The 20,410-nt window shown below is 42.0% G+C and carries 12 protein-coding genes; 1 reads left to right on the forward strand and 11 read right to left on the reverse strand.

Annotated elements, in window-relative coordinates; translation table 11 throughout:
• Positions 1–34: 34 nt before the first annotated feature.
• The 11 genes from GKO22_RS04950 to GKO22_RS05000 all read right to left on the reverse strand — a co-directional run bounded on the left by GKO22_RS04950 (position 35) and on the right by GKO22_RS05000 (position 17,847).
• On the reverse strand, positions 35–1,795 hold the full coding sequence (locus GKO22_RS04950) for an alpha-amylase family glycosyl hydrolase (protein WP_240920136.1): 1,761 nt from the start codon (positions 1,793–1,795) through the stop codon (positions 35–37).
• 212 nt (positions 1,796–2,007) lie between these two features.
• Positions 2,008–4,329, reverse strand: coding sequence for a glycoside hydrolase family 65 protein (locus tag GKO22_RS04955; protein ID WP_166332990.1), 2,322 nt, complete (start codon positions 4,327–4,329; stop codon positions 2,008–2,010).
• 63 nt (positions 4,330–4,392) lie between these two features.
• On the reverse strand, positions 4,393–5,052 hold the full coding sequence (pgmB, locus tag GKO22_RS04960; protein WP_166332991.1) for a beta-phosphoglucomutase: 660 nt from the start codon (positions 5,050–5,052) through the stop codon (positions 4,393–4,395).
• A gap of 107 nt (positions 5,053–5,159) precedes the next feature.
• Entirely contained in the window at positions 5,160–7,028 is a 1,869-nt protein-coding gene (locus tag GKO22_RS04965) for a glycoside hydrolase family 13 protein (RefSeq protein ID WP_240920139.1), read from the reverse strand.
• Positions 7,029–7,094: 66 nt separating this feature from the next.
• Entirely contained in the window at positions 7,095–8,159 is a 1,065-nt protein-coding gene (locus GKO22_RS04970) for a SusE domain-containing protein (RefSeq protein WP_166332992.1), read from the reverse strand.
• Between the two features lie 35 nt (positions 8,160–8,194).
• Positions 8,195–9,778, reverse strand: coding sequence for a RagB/SusD family nutrient uptake outer membrane protein (locus GKO22_RS04975; RefSeq protein WP_166332993.1), 1,584 nt, complete (start codon positions 9,776–9,778; stop codon positions 8,195–8,197).
• A gap of 24 nt (positions 9,779–9,802) precedes the next feature.
• Complete coding sequence (locus GKO22_RS04980) at positions 9,803–12,760, reverse strand: SusC/RagA family TonB-linked outer membrane protein (RefSeq protein ID WP_166332994.1); 2,958 nt, start codon at positions 12,758–12,760, stop codon at positions 9,803–9,805.
• Between the two features lie 288 nt (positions 12,761–13,048).
• Complete coding sequence (locus GKO22_RS04985; protein WP_166332995.1) at positions 13,049–14,065, reverse strand: LacI family DNA-binding transcriptional regulator; 1,017 nt, start codon at positions 14,063–14,065, stop codon at positions 13,049–13,051.
• A gap of 408 nt (positions 14,066–14,473) precedes the next feature.
• Positions 14,474–16,447: an ATP-binding protein gene (locus tag GKO22_RS04990; protein ID WP_166332996.1), complete on the reverse strand. Its 1,974-nt coding sequence runs from the start codon at positions 16,445–16,447 to the stop codon at positions 14,474–14,476.
• Between the two features lie 271 nt (positions 16,448–16,718).
• The gene (locus tag GKO22_RS16855; RefSeq protein WP_166333817.1) at positions 16,719–16,883 is read right to left on the reverse strand and encodes a transporter associated domain-containing protein; all 165 of its coding nucleotides are present in this window, start codon (positions 16,881–16,883) and stop codon (positions 16,719–16,721) included.
• A gap of 67 nt (positions 16,884–16,950) precedes the next feature.
• Entirely contained in the window at positions 16,951–17,847 is an 897-nt protein-coding gene (locus GKO22_RS05000; protein WP_166332997.1) for an SDR family oxidoreductase, read from the reverse strand.
• Positions 17,848–18,476: 629 nt separating this feature from the next.
• Here GKO22_RS05000 and GKO22_RS05005 point away from each other — a divergent pair.
• Positions 18,477–20,357 (forward strand): PAS domain-containing sensor histidine kinase, encoded by a 1,881-nt coding sequence (locus GKO22_RS05005; RefSeq protein ID WP_166332998.1) that lies wholly within the window; start codon positions 18,477–18,479, stop codon positions 20,355–20,357.
• Positions 20,358–20,410: the final 53 nt, after the last annotated feature.

A 20,410-nucleotide genomic window follows, 5' to 3' on the forward strand; every position in this document is an offset into this window, starting at 1 on the left:
GCAAGTGCTAGGCCGACCGTAGTTTACATTGGTTTTAAAACTTTAAAATAACCGATTGATTACCAGGGATTCGCAACGGTAGTTCCGACTCGAAATTGGCGATAGAGAATTCCATCCCGGTCAATATATCGGTGAATTGCAAATCCTCTTGAGCAAGATGGAAAGCATCTACCACATCAGCAGGAAGAAGAATGCTGAACTGTTGCTCTTGGTGCTCAAAATTGTTCACGATGAGTAGTCGTTCATCCTCCGTATAGCGTAGATATGCATATACCCGGCGCGACATCATGGAGTTACCATGTTGTGCCGGCATCAAATCATAAAATCCACCCGAACTAATAGCTTTTTCGTTGCGCACTAAGTGTAATAGCTTACGATAAAATGCGCGCAAATGTCTATATGAATCGTTCAATTGCGCCCCATCAAAGGCGCCATTGTTCATCCATTTTTGGTGCTGAGGCACACCCCAATAATCAAAAATTGTGGTGCGACCATCTTCGCCACTAAAGCCAGCATTGCCTGCGCCGGGCTCTCCTACTTCTTGTCCGCTGTAGATCATGACCGGACTACTGGATAACGTTGCAGTAACGACCATCGCAGGAACTACGCGCCAAGCGTCACCGCCAAAATCTGGTGAGGCAAATCGTTGTTCATCGTGGTTTTCTAAGAACCGCAGCATCTTCGATGAGTATCCAGCGACTTCGCGCCGCCACACATCTTGTATACCCTGCACACCTGCATGATCTTCGTGACGCACCAAGGTTTTCAGCGTATCGTACAAACCGACTTTATCGTACAGATAATCGAATTTGCCCACCTCATAGAAGTTCGCGTATTCATTCTTATTATAGGCTTCGCCAATGAAAATTATTTTTGGGTATTCTTGTTTCACCTCTTGTACTACCCAACTCCAAAACTCGACGGGAATCATTTCGACCATATCACAACGGAAACCATCCACGCCTTTGTTCGCCCAGAATAGCAAGATATCGCGCATCTTGTACCACAGGGGTGGAATGGGTTCAAAGTGTGCTGCGTGTTGCTGTTGTATATCAACCCCATAATTCAACTTGATGGTCTCAAACCAATCATCTTTAGACGGACTAGCGGAGAATACATTGTTGCCAGTCACTTTGGCCGGAAACTCGCTGAACTGACCGTCTTTGGCGGGCGATTGGAAGGCGTCACCGCCAGGATTATATCCGGGTGGCACTTGCAAAGCTTGGTTGGGTAGGTAATAAAAATCATTGGCGCTAGCAAAAGCGACGTCGGTATGATCGTCTGCGCCTAAATCGCGTACGTCTGCTGGTTTCTCATCCGAACTGTAAGACCGCGCCACATGATTGGGCACAAAGTCGATGAGCACCTGCATATCGGCCTGATGCGTACGTGCGATCAATTGCTCAAATTCACGCATACGGTTAGGAACTTCTACTGCAAAATCCGGATTGACATCGTAGTAATCTTTGATAGCATAGGGCGATCCGGCGCGACCTTTTACGACATCAGGATCATCCACTGCAATGCCATAAGCACTGTAGTCAGTCATGGTGGCATGTTCCAAAACTCCAGTATACCACATGTGCGTGACACCCAGATCTTGTAGTTCGGCGAGCGCTTTTTCCGAATAATCATTGAATTTACCAACACCATTCTCCTCTATGGAGCCATAGTACTTATTGGTGGTATTTTTATTTCCAAAATGTCGAACTAGCGATTGGTAAATGACAAGCTTATGATCTTCGATTGGTTCATTTAACGTATTTTCCTTATTCAGCAACTCTAGTTTATTCATATGTGAAGCACAGGAAGATCCCATGATTATACTTATTAGCACAGGCCAACACGCCTTGGGGCATTTGATATATTTCATTGCGTAATGTATAGGCAGTCAAATTAGATCCAGAATCTGATTTTATTTATGACAATACAATTCATTTTTTGTTTAACCTTTAGGTGTCAGCATGATGGTAGTTTCCAGAAAACAAGGAAACTACCATCATGTACTTACGCCTTTGACGTTACTGCATATGGCACGTCCAACGTGCCATTAGATAGCATGGCGTATTGTGTATCCCACAATACAACCTGCACATCTTGATTACCAGAATTGTTGACGTGTACTCCTTCGTGGTCTAGTTTAATTTGTAGATCTGCACCTCGGAAGGTGATGCGGAAGCTATAGCTGTCCCACTTAGTTGGCAATATTGGTTGAAAATGAACCTTGCCATCGCGAATACGCATGCCGGCAAACCCTTCTACGATCGTCATCCACGTGCCTGCCATCGATGTGATATGCAATCCATCTTCAGTATCGTTATTATAATCGTCCAGATCCAATCGGGAAGTCCGCAAATAGAATTCGTACGCTTTATCTTCCTTACCCAACTTGGCGGCAATAATGGCGTGCACACATGGTGAAAGTGAACTTTCGTGTACCGTCATCGGTTCGTAGAAATCGTAATTTCGACGAATAGTATCTAGATCGTAATGATCTTCTAAGAAATATAATCCTTGCAACACGTCTGCCTGTTTGATGTAGCAGGAACGTAAAATGCGATCCCAGCTCCATTTTTGATTTAGGGGACGCTCGGAGACTGGCAACTCGCTCACTGGAATCAATTCCTTATCCAAAAAGCCATCTTGCTGTAAGTAAATGCCACCCTCCGCATCTTCTGGATAATACATATTGGCGACGATATGCTGCCATTTCTCTTTTTCCGCTGTCACAAATGATGCAGTATGCAAAATATGCTGTAGACGATCTGGGTTTGATGACGCAAACTGATCGATAACTTCGGATGTATACTGCAAACACCAAGCAGCAATGCGATTAGTATACCAGTTGTTGTTTACGTTGTTTTCGTATTCATTCGGGCCGGTCACGCCCAACATCACATACTGTTGCTTCGCTTCGCTCCAGTTGACACGCTGCGCCCAGAAACGGGCAATACCTAACAGTACTTCCAACCCGTACTCCTGCAGATAGCTCACATCTCCGGTATAACGTACATAATTGTAGATAGCAAACGCGATAGCACCGTTACGGTGAATTTCTTCGAATGTAATCTCCCATTCATTATGACATTCTTCGCCATTGATAGTTACCATAGGAAACAGCGCAGCACCATCTTTAAAACCTAACTTAGCGGCATTTTCAATAGCTTTCTGCAAGTGTTTATATCGATAAATCAAGAGATTTCGGGCGATTTCGGGCTTGGTGGTGGCCATGTAGAATGGTATACAATAAGCTTCGGTATCCCAATAGGTAACGCCGCCATATTTCTCACCAGTGAATCCTTTAGGACCAATATTCAGTCGGTCGTCTTCACCCGTGTAGGTTTGATACAGTTGAAATATATTGAAACGAATGGCCTGCTGAGCGGCTACGTCGCCTTCAATCTGGATGTCGCTATCTTGCCATATTTTTGCCCAGCCTGCTGCTTGCTCGTTAATTAATTTTTCCAAGCCTTTATCGGCTACGCTTTGCAGCAGAGTTTCAGCATGTGCCGATAAATCGGCTAAGGAATGGTTTTCGCTGGTCAGGATGACAGCGTATTTTGACAGGGTAGCCTCCTGCCCGCTTTCCAAAGTAAACTCATATTGCTGCGCAACATATTTCTCACGGTCGATCACCTCACCCACGGCGATAGATTGGCCATCGTGCACAAGTTGTTGGGTGACGCGGGTATGCACATCAAATCCTGTCTTTTTGGTCTTCAACTGCAAGCTAATGTGTTCTTCATTGGCGGAGCGAGCTACTTCATCCCAAAATTTCTCATCATAATTGGAGTCGCGATTACTGATATCGCCATCCAGGCCACTCTCTAATAATATGTGTGCTGTGCCTTGCACGACGCGAATCTGATATGAGAGTGCCGCCGATTGCGATTCTACTACACTGTACAATCGTCGGGAAGTAATAGCGAGTTGCGTGCCATCGGACAGAGTAATGCCTACGGTACGGTGCAATACACCGGCCTTCATATCCAATCTTCTTTCGAATTTCTTCACGGTGACTTGGGCTAGATCTAGCAGTATACCATTCACCGTGAGGTGCAGTCCAATCCAATTGGTGGAATTGATGACCTTGGCAAAGTATTCTGGATAACCATTTTTCCACCAACCGACACGGGTTTTGTCGGGATAATAGACGCCGGCTACGTAACTCCCCGAAAGGGACTTGCCCGAATAATCTTCCTCAAAGTTAGCGCGTTGCCCCATCCGACCGTTTCCGATCGAAAAAATGCTTTCCGATATTTCGTTATATTCTGGTCTGAACTGATCTTCTATGATCTGCCAAGGGTCTTTTACTATATAATCTTTCATGTAGTTATCTATCTTTTCACCAAAAATTCTGACACGTGGTTTCCGTGTATCTCTTTGCGGCGCTTATTTTTCCTGTAAAAGTTTGCTCAAATCGGACACTAGCACATTGGCCTCAGGCAATGCACCTTCTTCGCCAATACCGATCACGGCCATACCACCTGCTATTGCGGCAGCTACACCGGCTTCGGCATCTTCAAATACTAGACAGTCCTCGGGAGGAAAGCCCAATTTACGTGCTGCGCAAAGAAACACTTCTGGGTTGGGCTTGGACAAAGTCACTTCGTTGCCATCTACAATCGCATCGAAGAAGCGGGCAATACCGGTCTTTTCCAAAATAAGGGGCGCATTCTTACTGGCTGATCCTAAAGAGATTTTCTTGCCTGCCGAGCTTGCTTGTTCTAAAAACTCTAATACTCCTGGAAGCAGATCGGAAGCTGTCATCTGGGCTACCTTCTCTAGATACCAATCGTTCTTCTGCTGTGCAAGTGCCAACTTTTCGGCTTCGGACTTGCTCACTACTCCCCAGTCCAGTATTTTCTCTAATGATTCTACCCGACTTACTCCCTTGAGTTGCTCATTTTGAACTACCGTAAAATCAAAACCTAATTGATTGGCCAAACGCTTCCAGGCTTGGTAGTGGAATACGGCGGTATCTACCAATACACCATCCAGATCAAATATGTAAGCTGGGCGTTTTAATATGGTCGTTGTTCCTGATGTCATGTTGCTTTGTTGTGGTTTGTGTTGTATATGCAGATTGGCTATTATTTGATAACCTAAATCTGTTCATGTGCGTTTATTTAGGAGCGTGATCCAAGGACGCTTCTTTTTTATCGTAATTCTAATGCTAATGCCGTAAATCCGGGAACGGTAAGCTGATCGTTGATGTCCACTTCGCGCTGGGCTACCACATCCCAGCCAATTGTATGCGACTGTATACGTTCTGCAAAACGCTGGGTTTTAATCGATTTTTCACCTTCATTGGTATTCATTATCACCATCACTGTTTTCTGATTATCATAGCGGAAGTATACGTAAATACCATCTTCTGGCACAAACTGCATCAGTTTTCCGGTTTGCAATACGGTATTCTCTTTACGGTATACAGCCAATTTTTTCACATGGTCGAACACACTATTTTCGGTATCATTTCGGCCTTCGCTTACAAACTTATCTTGCTGATCTCCTGTCCATCCTCCTGGAAAATCTTCCCTAACTTTTCCGTCTGGATCTGCAAAATTTTTCATCGCAATTTCAGCACCATAATACAGTTGCGGAATGCCTCGGGTGGTCAGTAGCCATGTCAAACCAGATTTGTATTTGTTGATATCTTCGCCCACAATTGACAAAAATCGACTCACATCATGATTATCCAAGAAAACGACATTCCGTGTCGGATCTTTGTAGATATAATCATTGGCTAAGGTGCTATATAAAGCATTCACCCCTTCAGTCCAGCCGAATGGCTCGGTGAAGGTTTTATTAATCGCATGGAAGGTTTGAAAGTCAGTGACTGCCTGTAAGTGTGTATCGAAGTGCTGATTGATGGTACTTCCTTCGGTAAAGACGGCTTGATTTGTCATACCATTGACCCACGTTTCTCCAAAATAGGTCATACTCGGGTATTCTGCGGTAATATCTTGTGCCCATTTGGCCATATACTCGGCATCATTATAGGCATACGTATCTAGACGAAATCCGTCGACACCAGCATACTCGATCCACCAGATATGGCTCTGGGTGATGTAATTTTGCATGAACTCGGTGCGCTGATTAAGATCAGGCATAGAAGGTACAAACCAGCCATCGGTCATCTTACGTTTGTCGGACTGCGCGGCATAAGGATCAAATAGTACTTGATCTTTGTAGGTGGTGTTGGTGTATTCGTCCCAGTTATTGAGCCAATCTTGGTAAGGCTTATCTTTTACCGTCCAGTGCTCAGCGCCCACGTGATTGTGTACCAAATCCTGAATCAGTTTCATATCTCTTTTGTGTAGCTCATCGGCCAATTGGCGATACAATTCATTGGTACCTAACCGTGGATCGACTTGGTAAAACTCGGTAGCCGCATAGCCGTGGTAAGAAGCTTTTTCCATATCGTTTGTCAACACAGGATTGAGCCATACAGCCGTCACGCCCATATCTTGTAGGTAATCCAAATGATCGATAACTCCTTGAATATCGCCACCGTGACGATAATACAAGGAGTCGCGGTGCAAGTTGGTTTCGCGCGCGCCTTGGATGACGTCATTAGAGGCATCGCCATTGGCGAAGCGATCGGGCATGATGAGGTAAATAAAATCTTCGTTGGTCACGCCTTGCGCTTTCTTTTGCTTTGCATCGCGTGCCGCTAAAGTATAAGGCATGACGATATCTGACTTTCCTGGCTCAGAAAATACAATATTGAACTCGCCGGCTTTGGTCTTAGGATCGATTTTCAAATCAAGAAACAAATAGTTCGGATTTTCTACCTGATTTACTTTGAGCAGTTCCACACCTTTGTGATTAATCTTTGGGGTGCGAGTACCAAGGTCTTTATGAAAAACCATCAATTGTACATTCGGGTTTTTCATACCCACCCACCAACTTAATGGGGCGATTCGAGGTTCGTCACTCTTCCTCATTTGTTGTGAGAATGCCGTAGTCGTTCCAAAAATCAATAACCAGATTAGGCTGGCAAAAAAAGGTTGCATCTTCATATTTGTTCGTCTTAATAGCTAAAAAAGGTATCCTCACGAAGGGTGAGGATACCGAGGTATTCTGTTTTACTGTGCTTCTATAGTGTAGGTATAGTAGCCTGCATTGCGAAGATCAAGCGTGACTAAGTAACGTCCGCTTTCTGCGATTCGTAGGTTGCCACCGCCGTTGCTGAGTACGCCATTGCGTGCTCCAGCACCAAGGTTGATGGCGTAGGCATTATTGGCGCGGAACTTAAATTCGTCTGCATTCATGTCTAATGTAGCTGTCCACAATCCGCTGTTCGCATCATAGGTTAGTGCCACATCATCGGTATCGCCCCAACCTCCAGCTGCTGCACCAATAATACCCCAGGTTACCGGCGTAGCCGACCAATCTAAAGTTTCGGTATCTACTTTCAGCAAATAATAACCTGTTGCTTGCACTTCTAAGTTTCCTGCATCGCCGGCGACGCTCAACTTACCAGCTGCAGCTGCTGCGCCGTAATTGGTGCCATCCCAGTTAGCTTGGCTCGAAAACTTAAATGCTAAATTGCCGGCTGTGAAATTGGCATAACCTTCGTATTTACTATCGCCTTCGATCGACCCGACGCGGAAATCATTGCTATGCGACCATCCATTTAACGCACCAGCGATAAATAAAGAGGGTAATAGCACCACGTCTTCATATGGCGTGGCTTTTAATTCAATGACGTTGGAGTACACAATATTATTTGGCGCTAGCGTCATCGCTAGTCGTGCCAACAAGACGACGGGCTGTTCGGGAGCCACCTTCGCTTCCAACAAGGCGGTATTGAGCGTATTCACCGTAATACTTGCAGAAATTCCTTCTGCATCTACAGTGAGCAGCGGGCTTCCTAGGAAATTGCGCTCTTGCGTCGTAATTTGAAGACTATAGCGCAAGATGTTACTGCTTACCGCCTCATTTGACCAGTTGACTTCTAATGGCGACCAATTGAAAGTAAAGGCCGTATCGGTGGCATTTTGCTGTAGCAATACTAGCGAATCAGCCGATGCCGTTAGCGTAGGCAGCTCACCTGTCGTAACGGTGACCATCTCGTTATCCTTCTCGCAGGATCCCAAGGTACTGGCCACAAATGCCAACGCTACTGCTATGATATGATTGAATTTCATGTTCGTATATTCCTAAATTTCACAATTAGTTTGGATTAATAGCCTGGGTTTTGCGTCAGGTTTGGATTGGCAATCACGTCAGAGGCGGGCAAAGGATAAATGGTTCTGAACTCAGGCACCGATGTGCCAGCCGCTGTACCACCCTTGAATGGCCAAACGTATGCTGTGCTAGTGTAACGACCAAAACGAATCAAGTCGGTACGGCGGTAGCCTTCCCAGTAAAATTCACGTGCGCGCTCGTCTAAAATAAAATCTAGATTGATGCTGCTCACATCGCCCGTATTGTTGCCATATGCACGGCGACGTACGGTATTGACATAATTGATGGCTTCACCCATGTTACCACCTCCACCACGTAATACGGCTTCGGCATAGATCAAATAAGCATCTGCTAAGCGCATTAATGGAAAGTCGGTCGATACTTGTGTACCGTCGTTGGAAGGTGCAGCTACACCGTTACGATCCACATTTTTGAATTTCGTAACCGCTAGGCCTTGTACAAAAACAGCTGGGTCAGTAATATTGGCATCTTCGCCGAAGAACATCGCTCTACGATCTGTCTGCCCACTTGGATCAGCAAATTTGGCTGGCAACGTACGACGGCTCCGATTGCCGCCCCATCCGCCACTAGGAATACCTAAGGCGGCCATATTCATACCCGAACCGCTGGAAGAATTGACTAAAAATGTTGTACCACCAAAGTTTTGGGTTCTAATGGCGTCGTAGTTGATGGACAGGATCACTTCATCTTGTCCAATATTATTATCTGCTAAAAATAGGTGTGCGTAGTTTTCCTTTAGTGTATATGCCGAATTAATCACACGCGAAGCATAGGTTAGTGCGTCTTGATAACGGCCAGTGCCAGTGTAGACTTCTGCATTCAGGTACAATTTGGAAAGCAACATCCATGCTGCTGCCTGATCGGCACGACCATATTCATTTTGACGCGGTGCCACCAATTCTTCCTGTACGGCCAGTAATTCAGATTCTACGTAATTAAATAAATCTACTCGGCTAATCTGTTCAGGAGGTGTTTTACCGATCGTGTTTTCTTCGGTTACAAATGGTGGATTACCAAATAAGTCCATCATCACCCAATACTGATAGGCACGAAGAAAACGAGCTTCGGAGCGAAAACCACGTACAGCTTCTGCATCTGCACCCACAATACCGCGGTTGGCTAAATTATCATCAGAACTCTCCCTGATAAAGTCATTAGCAACTGTGATCTGATACATGGAACGTGCATACATACCTAAAACCATCACATTATTGGAAGACCAGGTTAGGCTGTTTATCTCTGATACGCCTGGATCTTGTATCCAAGCACAAATGGCATTATCAGAAGCCACTTCTTGTAAATTAAAATACAAGCGTAAGAAATCGGATGCCCCAGCATCTATACCGGCAATATCTCCATCACCCGAGGTTCCTCTACCGCTAGACATAGCCATACTTCCATATACCTTACCTAAAGATTGTTTGTAGCCGTCAACTGATTGATATACGACCTCGGAGGTCACGTCGTTAAGTGGAACTAAATCCAGCTTATCGTGGCAAGATGACGCGCTGAACAGACTAGTTGCAGCGACTATATATGTTAAAAAATTGCGTTTCATACTGTTTTCTCTTTAAAATTTGGATTACAAATCAAGGTTTACACCCAATACAAATGTGCGTGGACGTGGATACAGGTTATTGTCAATACCACCTTGTATTTCTGGATCAATACCAGGATAGCCGCTTAATACAAACACGTTTTGTACATTGCCCGATACACGGATATTTTTTCCTTCGCCTAAAGCATTCATGAAATTATAGCCCACTGAAATATTATCCATACGCAGGAATGATCCGTCGTGTAAATAAAAATCACTCAACGCCCTGTTGTTAATAAAATTGGTATTGGTCAACGAGCTTGGTGCATTGTTTATAATGCCTATCGGACTTAATACATTGTTGCGGATAGCCAAGTTAGAGCTAATATTATCATAAATATGTTGTCCAAGATTCGAACGTAGTACCGTGCTGAATGTCCAATTTTTGTAGTCTATGCCAGTAGAGAATCCAAGTAAATATCTTGGCAGTGGTGAGCCGAACAACCGACGATCAGACTCGTTACCTACGCCGTCACCATTAATGTCTGCATATACACCTTCCAAAGGCCGACCATCAGGACCATATATTTGCTGCTGCAAACGGTATGTAAATGGACTGTATCCCACTACGTGCGCCTGTACATTCTGACCCGTACCGCCCGTGATTCCACCAACTTCTACAAAGTAATTTGGATCAGTTACGGCTGTCAGGTTGGTTACCTTATTCGTATTGTACGTGAAGTTAAAATTGACATTCCAACTAAAATTCTCGCGGCGTACTGGTATGGCATTTAGATTAAATTCTACCCCGGTATTTTCCATATTACCGACGTTGGTCAGTAGGCGGTTGCTGAAATTGGTACCAATTGGAATAGGAATGGTACTTAATAGATCCCGCGTATTCTTACGATACACATCTATACTACCATCAATGCGGTCGCCCAGAATACCGAAATCGACTCCGGCATTATACGTCGCCGTGCTTTCCCAACGAAGATCTCTATCGTAGGCGATCGGGGAATACGTGCGGTAGAAGTCTTCACCAAATTGGTACTGTGCTTCGTTTACACTCAGATAGTAGTTAGGAAGATACGAGTAATTCGCAATACCATCCTGCTGGCCGGTAACGCCATAACTCAAGCGAAGATTTAGTTTGGATAAGGTCGTAACATCTTCTAAAAATGATTCACGGTTTACTCTCCAGGTTACGCCCGCTGATGGAAATACGCCCCAACGATTTTCCGGACTATACCGGGAAGAACCATCTGCGCGTAGTGTTCCAGAGATGATATATTTCTCATTTGCCGTATAAGTTGCACGTCCAAAATAAGAGATCAATCTATTTTGCTGAATGTCTCTAGGAAATACCGGCTCCGTTAATACCGTTCCGTCCGCACGTAAACTCGGGTAATTATTAGTCGCTGTTTGGTAATCATAATACCCGTAACCCGCCGTCGCATCCAAGTGACCATTGATAGCAGAGAAGGTTGTATTATAATTCAAATAAAATTCGCCCACCAAATTGGTGTAATCGTTCATGAAACGAGTTTGCAAACCCTGCGTACGATTCTCCATGGCGGCGAAATCTGGCACGAATACACCTCCTTGTCCGCGGGAGATATCATACCCCAAATTCAGGTTAACTCTTAGGCCAGAAATAAATGGCATCGTATAATCGATCTGCACATTACCAAAGCTGCGTGCAACTTTTGCGTCGTCGTCTTTCAGATTTATCATAGCCAATGGGTTACGAGGTGCCAATGGGTGAGGTAAATCGCCCTGCATGTATTCGAAATAATTTCCATATGCATTCTCTTTGTAAACAGGTTGGGTTGGATCAAAGACAATCGCAGAACCAATGGCATCATCATTCGCAAACATAGAGTTCTGCAGTGACCCTTTTAAATTCAACTCCACCTTTAAACTGTTATTAAAGAACTTTGGTGTAACCGATATACTGGCGCTGGTACGATCCATCACATCTCTTTTCAATACTCCTTGCTGGTTAAGATAACCAACAGAAGCGCGATATGGCAGACCTTTGTATGCACCTGCGATACTCACGTTATTGTCCGTTGTGAATGCGGTGCGATAGATCTCGCGCTGCCAATCTGTATTTTCATTGCCCAAACGAGCGATTTGTGCTGCAGTACCGTAGGTGTTGACGTAAGAACGTAAACTATCTGCCGACATCACCTCATAGTATTTATCGATTGTGGATAATGAATTAACGGTGCTAAAATTAATTCTTGGTGCACCGCTAGTACCCTTTTTAGTAGTGATCAGCACTACCCCATTGGATGCACGAGATCCATAGATAGCCGTCGCATTGGCATCTTTCAACACCGTGAACGACTCTATATCGTTCGGGTTAATAAGTGACATTGGGCTGGCTGAGCCATTAATAGTGGTAGGACTAAACGGAACACCATCGATCACATATAGTGGATCATTACTAGCATTTAGCGAAGCACCGGCACGAATACGAACGGTACTTCCTGAGCCTGGACGACCTCCCGAAGAGGTAATCTGCACTCCGGCTGCCTTTCCTTGAATTAATTGCTCAGGTGTGGTAATGACACCACTTTGAAAATCTTTAGAGCCAATGGCAGTAATTGAACCGGTTAACTGATCTCTTCGCTGAGTACCATATCCAATAACAACCACTTCTTCTAAATCACTGGAAGATGCCTGAAGTTGGAAGTCTAGCGTATTGGATCCGGCATTGATCACGATGGATTGTTGTGCCGTCTCATAGCCCACAACTTCAACAGTAACCATACGATTACCTAATGGAATAGCGTTAAAAGCATACTCCCCCGCTTCGTTGGTAGAAATGGCTAGTTGCGTGCCTAAAATGCGAACTGTTGCTCCTTGCACCGCTTCGCCGCTCTGTGAGGAAACACGCCCCGACAGATTGTTGGTTTGCGCAAAAGCAGACATGAACAGCACCATCAATAAGCTTATGCTCATCACTGTGCGTAATGTAAAATTGCTGATCATAATACTAATTTGGTTTATAGATGTATTTATTGTGTGTGTTGTATTGTTTCTCGGTAAGCGAACAGCCCTTGGTGGATCATATGCATCTTACCAAAAAATAAAATAACCTACGCCAAACCGAAGTCTGAATGGGTATTTTTATCTGCACGCTAACGTCTTTGTTTACTTTAATTTATAATTGCGGCCGATGGCCAGTATCATAACAATGAGATCGTTCCCGGGAACGTTCCCAAAACAATGCTAAGGTAGTACAAAAATTAAATTACGCAAAGCAAGTTTTAAAATATTTTAAGCTCTGCTACTGGAGCCTTGGAAAATGAGCTCGGAATCTAGAAAAATAATCTCGCGGATGCCATCAGCTTTGCGACCACACAATATATCAAATAGTTGTGTAGTGGCTTCAATACCCATTTCGTAAGCGGGTTGCTTGACAACACTAAGCGAGGGTTGTAGCATGTCTGCAATATCTAGGCAGGAGAAACAAATGAGTTTTAGGTCTTTTGGTATTAAAAGTTGAAGCTCTTTAGCCACTCGAATGGTACTCATGGCGAGCCGTTCTACCGATGCAAATATGGCGTCAGGCTTCTGGTTTTCTATTAGGTTTTTGATGTCTTTATAATTAACAAGCACATCATTGGATGTATCCAGCATCAACTGCTCATTTAAAGGAAGTGCGGCTTCCTGTAAGGCTTTCTTGTAGCCCTCCATCCGTATCTTCCCGATCGATACATCTTTATTGACAGCTAAATAAGCAATCTTTCTGGCGCCACTGGCAATCAAGTGTTTAGTAGCCTGATAACTAGAATCGAGGTCATTCCCTGTGATACATGCCGTAGAGACATCTTCATAATAGCGATCAAAAAAAACAAGTGGAACTTTATTGCTTTTAAGTAATTTGAGATATTCATGATTATCACCTTCACCCGAGCCAGACATGATTACACCATCGACACGACCATTCACTAAGGTGCGTATAATATCAGCCTCTTTCTCTGCACTATGATCTGTGACATAGATAAGAACGTGATAACCATTATTCCGAGCTACCAGTTCAATACCTTTTATAGCCTGCGAAAAAAACTTATTACCAAACTCAGGGATAATAATAGCGATAGTATAGCTTTTGTTGCCTCGTAGATTACTAGCGTATAAATTGGGTGAAAAACCTAGTTCGGCAGCCTTCTGAAGGATTATTTCCTTTGTTTTGGGATTAATATCTGAGCCCTCGCGAAATGCTCGAGATACTGTCGATTTAGAAAGCCCTAGTGCAGCAGCTAATTTTACTATGGTGATGTTATTTGCCATACCTGTTGATTAAGCAAACATACTAAAAAAGGATTCATTTGATCTTTCAACTCTCTTGAAAGACATAAGTATTGTCGAAAATAGCCGTAAATTCAAATAATTATAAGCTTTGCGCATACATCACCGCAACCATCATTTAACATATAAAATCTTGAAATCTAATCTAGCCAAAACTACTCTAAATTTTTAATCTCAAACAATTTTAAGAATAACATTCAGTTTAAAATTTATTTACGAATTGTATTGTATACGTAGCTGATTGGCTCAGGAGCAAAATTGAGTGGATCATACACTCAGTGGTAAGCATTAGTAGCTGGAATAGTAAAAGATGTAAAATAAATCAATTTAAGATGATGTAACACTACAATCTTCCCAGATAAATAGATCAATTTATGTAAACTAAATTTGTTACAGCGGTAAAACAATTTTAAAACACGAACCCTTAACGCCATTGCTCTCTACTGAGATCGCGCCGCTATGCAATTCTAAAATCTCCTTACATAGATATAATCCGATTCCAAATCCTGCAATTGATCCCATTTTATTATTTTTAACCCTATAGTAGCGTTCAAAAATTTGCTGTTGATCCTGCTCAGAGATACCCATTCCCTCATCACTAACTTTAATCTCGACCATACGTGGATATACATGATTGTAAATGACATGTATGGTAGATCCTGCGGGGGAATATTTAATGGCATTTCCTATTAGGTTGTAGATTACTTGCGATATTTTTTCACGATCTGCTAAAATTTCAATACTTTCTTCATATTTAAACACAACCAAATGGCTATGATATACATTGCTCAACTCCACTTCGAGTTCAGAAAATAATGTGCCTAAATTAAAATATGATTTATCAAGAACCATTTTTCCAGAATCTAGCCGGGAGATATTAAGAAAACCATTGATCAACGTATTCATATATTGTACCTGACGTAGTGATCTTTCTACTTTTGTTTGCATAGAAAGATCTGCCGAAGGGGCAATATCCCTTTGCAGTAATTGGAGATATGCGCTCAGGGAAGTAAGGGGTGTTTTTAGTTCGTGACTGACCATTCCGATAAAATCGTCCTTCAGTTGTTCATCTTTCTTTTGCTTAGTTATATCACGCAGTGTACCATTTAGGCTGGCCACTTGTCCATCCTGATCATATAATACCTTTCCAAGAGCTTGAACCATTCTGGGAGTTGATTCATGAGGTAACTGAATCCGATAATCGATAGCATAGTTCCCATCGGAATCCTTACTAAGCGAAGACATAATTGCCTCGGTTACTCGGGCTCTATCTTCTTCTACGATTACAGCTAATGCCGTAGATAGATCAATATGATCTAAGTGTTTTAAGCCAAACCACGTGTGCAACAATAAATTTCCCGAGAAAAGATTAGTTGCAGGCTCATAGTAAAACGTAGCAAGTTCACCAGCCTCAATTGCCATGGCAAGCATATGCTGATCTTTTTCATTTTTTCTCCTTGCAGTTACTTCGTTAGTGATTTCATCAAGTATTATCAGCACTCCAGTTACCTCTCCGTCAGAAGAAAATATGGGCTGATAAATAGAATTGACGATTGCATCTCTAAGAGACCCATTATGATAAAGTCTAACGGTAAACTCATAGTTAGTTTTTCTTTCTCCTGTAATAATAACTTGATCCAGCCAATCGAAGACCTTCTGTCCTTGGAGTTCGGGTCTAGCAATTCTATGAGGTCGGTTTAAAACCTCACTTTCCCTGCGACCCCAGATTTTTAAAATTGCCTTATTTGCTATTTCAATAACATGGTCTTTACCACGTAGCATTGCGATTCCAACGGGTGCCTGTTCAATAATCGTCTTAACATGCTCACGGCTCTCCGACAGTAAATTCATCGAATTTCTGAGACTTTCGTTTGTGCTATACAAATCTTTGAGCGTAGAAGCCATTGCATCATTCAGTGCCTCTTCCTTTTTTTCTTTCACGGAAATCATTTCCAAATATTCTTTTTCTGAAGTGACCTCGCGGGCGGTATTTAAAATACACCAAGTCTTACCATCATGATTTAAAAGGGCTTTATATGTATAATCGTAATAATCGATTTTTCTAACTCCGTTCTTAATAAGTTCGGCTGGAGCCTCCTTAACAGAATACGATTCACCTGAAAACCAAACATTTTGCAAAAGAGAAAAAAATGCCTGCCCGACAAGTTCAGGAATTGCATCCAATAAAGGCATACCTATTATTGACGCATCTTTTCCCCAAAGTTCCAACATCCCTTTGTTTGCAAAGCGAATGATCATATTCTCTTCGGAGTATATGGCCGTAGGCTCTGAAGAATCACAAAGAGCTTTTAAAATAAGGCCTTGGCTAAACTGGCTGGTTGAGAGATGTTTCAAGTTAGTCATTTCAATCCAAAGATATATAAACCGCTCAGCAATCACTCTATTTAATGTACAAACATATCTAAAACAATGCAGACACTTTTCAGATGTTAGGAAGTGCTGAAAAGCACTTCTATTTCAGATCTCTATTGTATTGTTTTTATTGGGAGGCTGCACACATCAGCATCATTAAAGGTGTCATGTGCCTAGTATGTTTTTGAAGTAATGTCTTATGCTAGGTAAGAAGTTATGATGCAATTTTCTCAGAATTCTTTGCAAAAAGATATATGTGGCCTTAAGATATTCTATGATAGGAAAATAAGCTATATTCTTTTAAACATAATTTATCAATCCTATAACCATCTATGTCCACGACTTCTGCTTGAAAATCTTGCCATAGTACTTTCTTGCCTGTAGAGGGGATATGATTAGTAATTGAAATGAAAAGGCCAGCGACCAGAAAAAATTATGCATGAACTACCTTCAGAGACCTAAATATTTTAGTGGTTCAAAATATGGATTGCTTTTTAAATAGTTATTCTTCCACCAGCTACAGGTATAGTGGCGCCCGCGATATAACTAGCGTCATCTGATGCAAGAAATACATAAGCTGGAGCGACCTCAGCTGGCTGTCCTGCACGTCCCATCGGAGTATTTTTACCAAACTCCTCGTGGGCAGGAATCGTTGATGGGATGAGTGGTGTCCATATAGGCCCTGGGGCTACTGCGTTCACTCGGATGCCTTTCCCATTTTCCAGCAGAATTTGACTCAAATTAGCAGTAAAATTTTGTATAGCACCTTTTGTAGCTGCATAGGGTAACAATAATTCGTTAGGAGAATATGCATTGACAGAAGTGGTATTTATAATACTGCTACCCGGCTTCAAATGGGGTTCAGCGGCCTTACATAGATAAAACATTGCTGTAATATTGGTACGAAACGTTTTATCCCATTCTTCGGATGATACATCTTGGATACTTTCTCTTGCCATTTGGAACGCCGCGTTATTTACCAAAATATCTAATCCGCCAAACTCTTTCACTGCAGATTCTACTATATATTTGCAGTGCGACTCCTCTTTAATATCACCCTTAATTAGGATGGCTTTCCTACCCTCGTTCCGCACATAATCTGCAGTCAAGTTTGCATCCTCATCCTCTGAGTCATCCAAATAACTAATCAATATATCCGCACCTTCTCGTGCAAACGCAATGGCGACTGCTCGTCCTATACCTGAATCCCCGCCCGTGATAATCGCTTTCTTTCCTTTTAACTTACCACTACCCAGATAAGTATCTTCTCCATGATCTGCTTTAGGATCTAGTTTATCTTCCACACCTGGAACAGGTTGATCTTGCTTAGGAACGGGAGGTTTGGGATATTTTTGAGTGGGATCTGATGTATTATTTTTTTTGATCTTCATCTTATTGAATTTATCTGTCTATAACCGAAAACGCTATTACAGAGGTCTACAGCATTTGTTATTTATCAAGTATGAGGTTCTTATAGAACAAAACAATGTAAATCCGGAAGTGTTTTAACAGATGAATTATGTAAATATGAAGTGCTGATATATTCCGCCTTAATGTGATGTCTACACTAGCTTTTTTTTGAACATATAAAGAGAATTAAATTATAGTTGTCTTATGAAGCTGGCTTGGAAGCGCCTAAGATTAAATCTAAAGAAGGATTCTCCATATCTATTAATTCAAACAATTCAAATGGATTTTTAACAATTGCATCTGCCAGACTTTCTGAGCGCACGTCCTAAAAAACGGGATGTGCAGAGTAAATTATAAGGAGTATTTGAGATGATTAGTAGAAGCATATTTCTAGATTCAAATAGTTTAGTATTAGACCTCGAAGTTATCTAATCCTCAAATCTTCCCTTATAGAACTTACTTTTTTTCATGCGATCAAATTTAAAAAAGGGCATCAATCGTATAAAATAGCATTTTTTTGTTACACCAGTTTAATTTAAATTTCAGTAAAAATCTTAATATACACTTTTTTTAATTAACTTACTTTCATCGCAACAACTTACGATTAGAAATGGAAGATATTGAAATCTATAGAACGCAGCTTTCAGTCTTACAGCGAGAAAATGAAGAATTGAAAAAGCGTTGCGGATATTTAACAGACTTCGTAGAAAATGGATCATTACCATTTCGATGGGTAGATGGTCAAGGGCTAATAACTTGGGCAAATAATGCTGAACTAGATTTACTTGGTTACTCTAGTGAGGAATATATAGGCAAGAAAATGTCAGATTTACATGCTGAGATTCATGTTTTTGAAGACATCATCCAAAAACTAAGGGACAATCAACAAATTTTAAATTATCCTGCAAAATTAATTCATAAGGATGGCTCCATTCGTCACGTTCTTATTAATTCCAGCGTATACCGTGAAAATGGCCAATTTATTCATACTCGGTGTTTTACCAGAGACATTACCGATAAAGTATTACAAAGAAATCATAACCAATCATACAATTTAAAGCTGCAGGAAAGTGAAGCTCGTTTGCGCTTAGCAATTAATTCCACAGACCTAGGTACATGGGACTGGAACAGAAAGCAAAAAATAATTTACTGGTCTCGGGAATGTAGAAACATTCTGGGTCTCTCGCCCCGCGATCGCTTATCTTTCAAGGAATTTTTAGATTGTATCCATCCAGAAGATCGCCCGGACATTGACCAGCGTATACAGGACTTAGTAAATTCATCTGAGGACGGTCATTTCGATATGACGTTTCGAATATATAGAATTAACAATCACGAATGTCGCTGGCTAAGGGCTCAAGGAACCGTGTTTATTGATGCTGATAATACGCTAAATAGATTCTTGGGCACAATGCTTGATGTGACCAAAAGCAAGGAGTCGCAGGAGCAACATGCTAGACTTGCTGCCATTGTCGAATCGTCAGATGATGCTATTGTCTCAAAAACTTTAGAGGGCATTGTGACTACTTGGAATGACTCCGCAGAAAGACTGTTTGGCTATAGTGCAAAGGAAATCATAGGTAAATCGATCCTGCAAATTATACCCGCAGACCGCAAAACTGAAGAGGAGGATATTCTATTGCAATTAAGGCAGGGAGAATCTGTGAAACACTTTGAAACGGTGAGAGTCAATAAGTCCGGAGAATTTATTGACGTATCATTGACCATATCCCCCTTACTGGATTCGGATGGCCATATAATAGGTATCTCAAAGATTGCACGCGACATTACGGAACGAAAAGAGGGAGACAAAAGGAAAAATGATTTTATCTCTTTAGTCAGTCATGAGCTTAAAACGCCACTTACGTCCATTTTATTGTACACTCAACTTCTTGATAAGAAGATAGTTCAGGCACAATATGAGGAGCTGAGTCAGTTAAGTCGACGTGTAGAACTGCACGCCAAAAGGATGAATAATTTACTCGCAGATTATTTGAACCTAAGCAGAATTGAGCAGGGAAAGGCTGAACTAAATCTAATGCATTTCGATTTGGCAGATTTGATTAAGGAGGTGGTAAGTGATGCTGAATTATTTGAATCTCATCACCGCTTTATTATTAAAGGTGAACAAGAGTTACAGGTTTATGCCGACCGCGACAAGATTTGCCAAGTGCTAACGAACTTAATTAGTAATGCTGTAAAATATTCGCCCGCTGGTGGAGATATATTAATTACCTATACAATTGATTCGCGGCAAGCTTCCATCCGTGTATCTGACCAAGGAATAGGTATTAGTAAAAAGGATCAAGAAAATCTTTTCCAGCGCTTTTACCGTGTAAAAGATCAACGTAGCAAAAATGTTTCTGGTTTTGGTATCGGATTATATCTCGTAGCTGAAATCCTTCGACTACATGGTAGGCAAATTCTTATTGACAGTAAGATTGGTAAAGGTTCTACTTTTTCATTCACACTTGACGTAGCTGATACTTAATAAGATCCAATTCTAACTAATTTTAATTGTAGAAATATTCAATATACTATTTA

The organism is Sphingobacterium chungjuense, assembly GCF_011316935.1.
In the GTDB taxonomy this organism is placed as follows: domain Bacteria; phylum Bacteroidota; class Bacteroidia; order Sphingobacteriales; family Sphingobacteriaceae; genus Sphingobacterium; species Sphingobacterium chungjuense.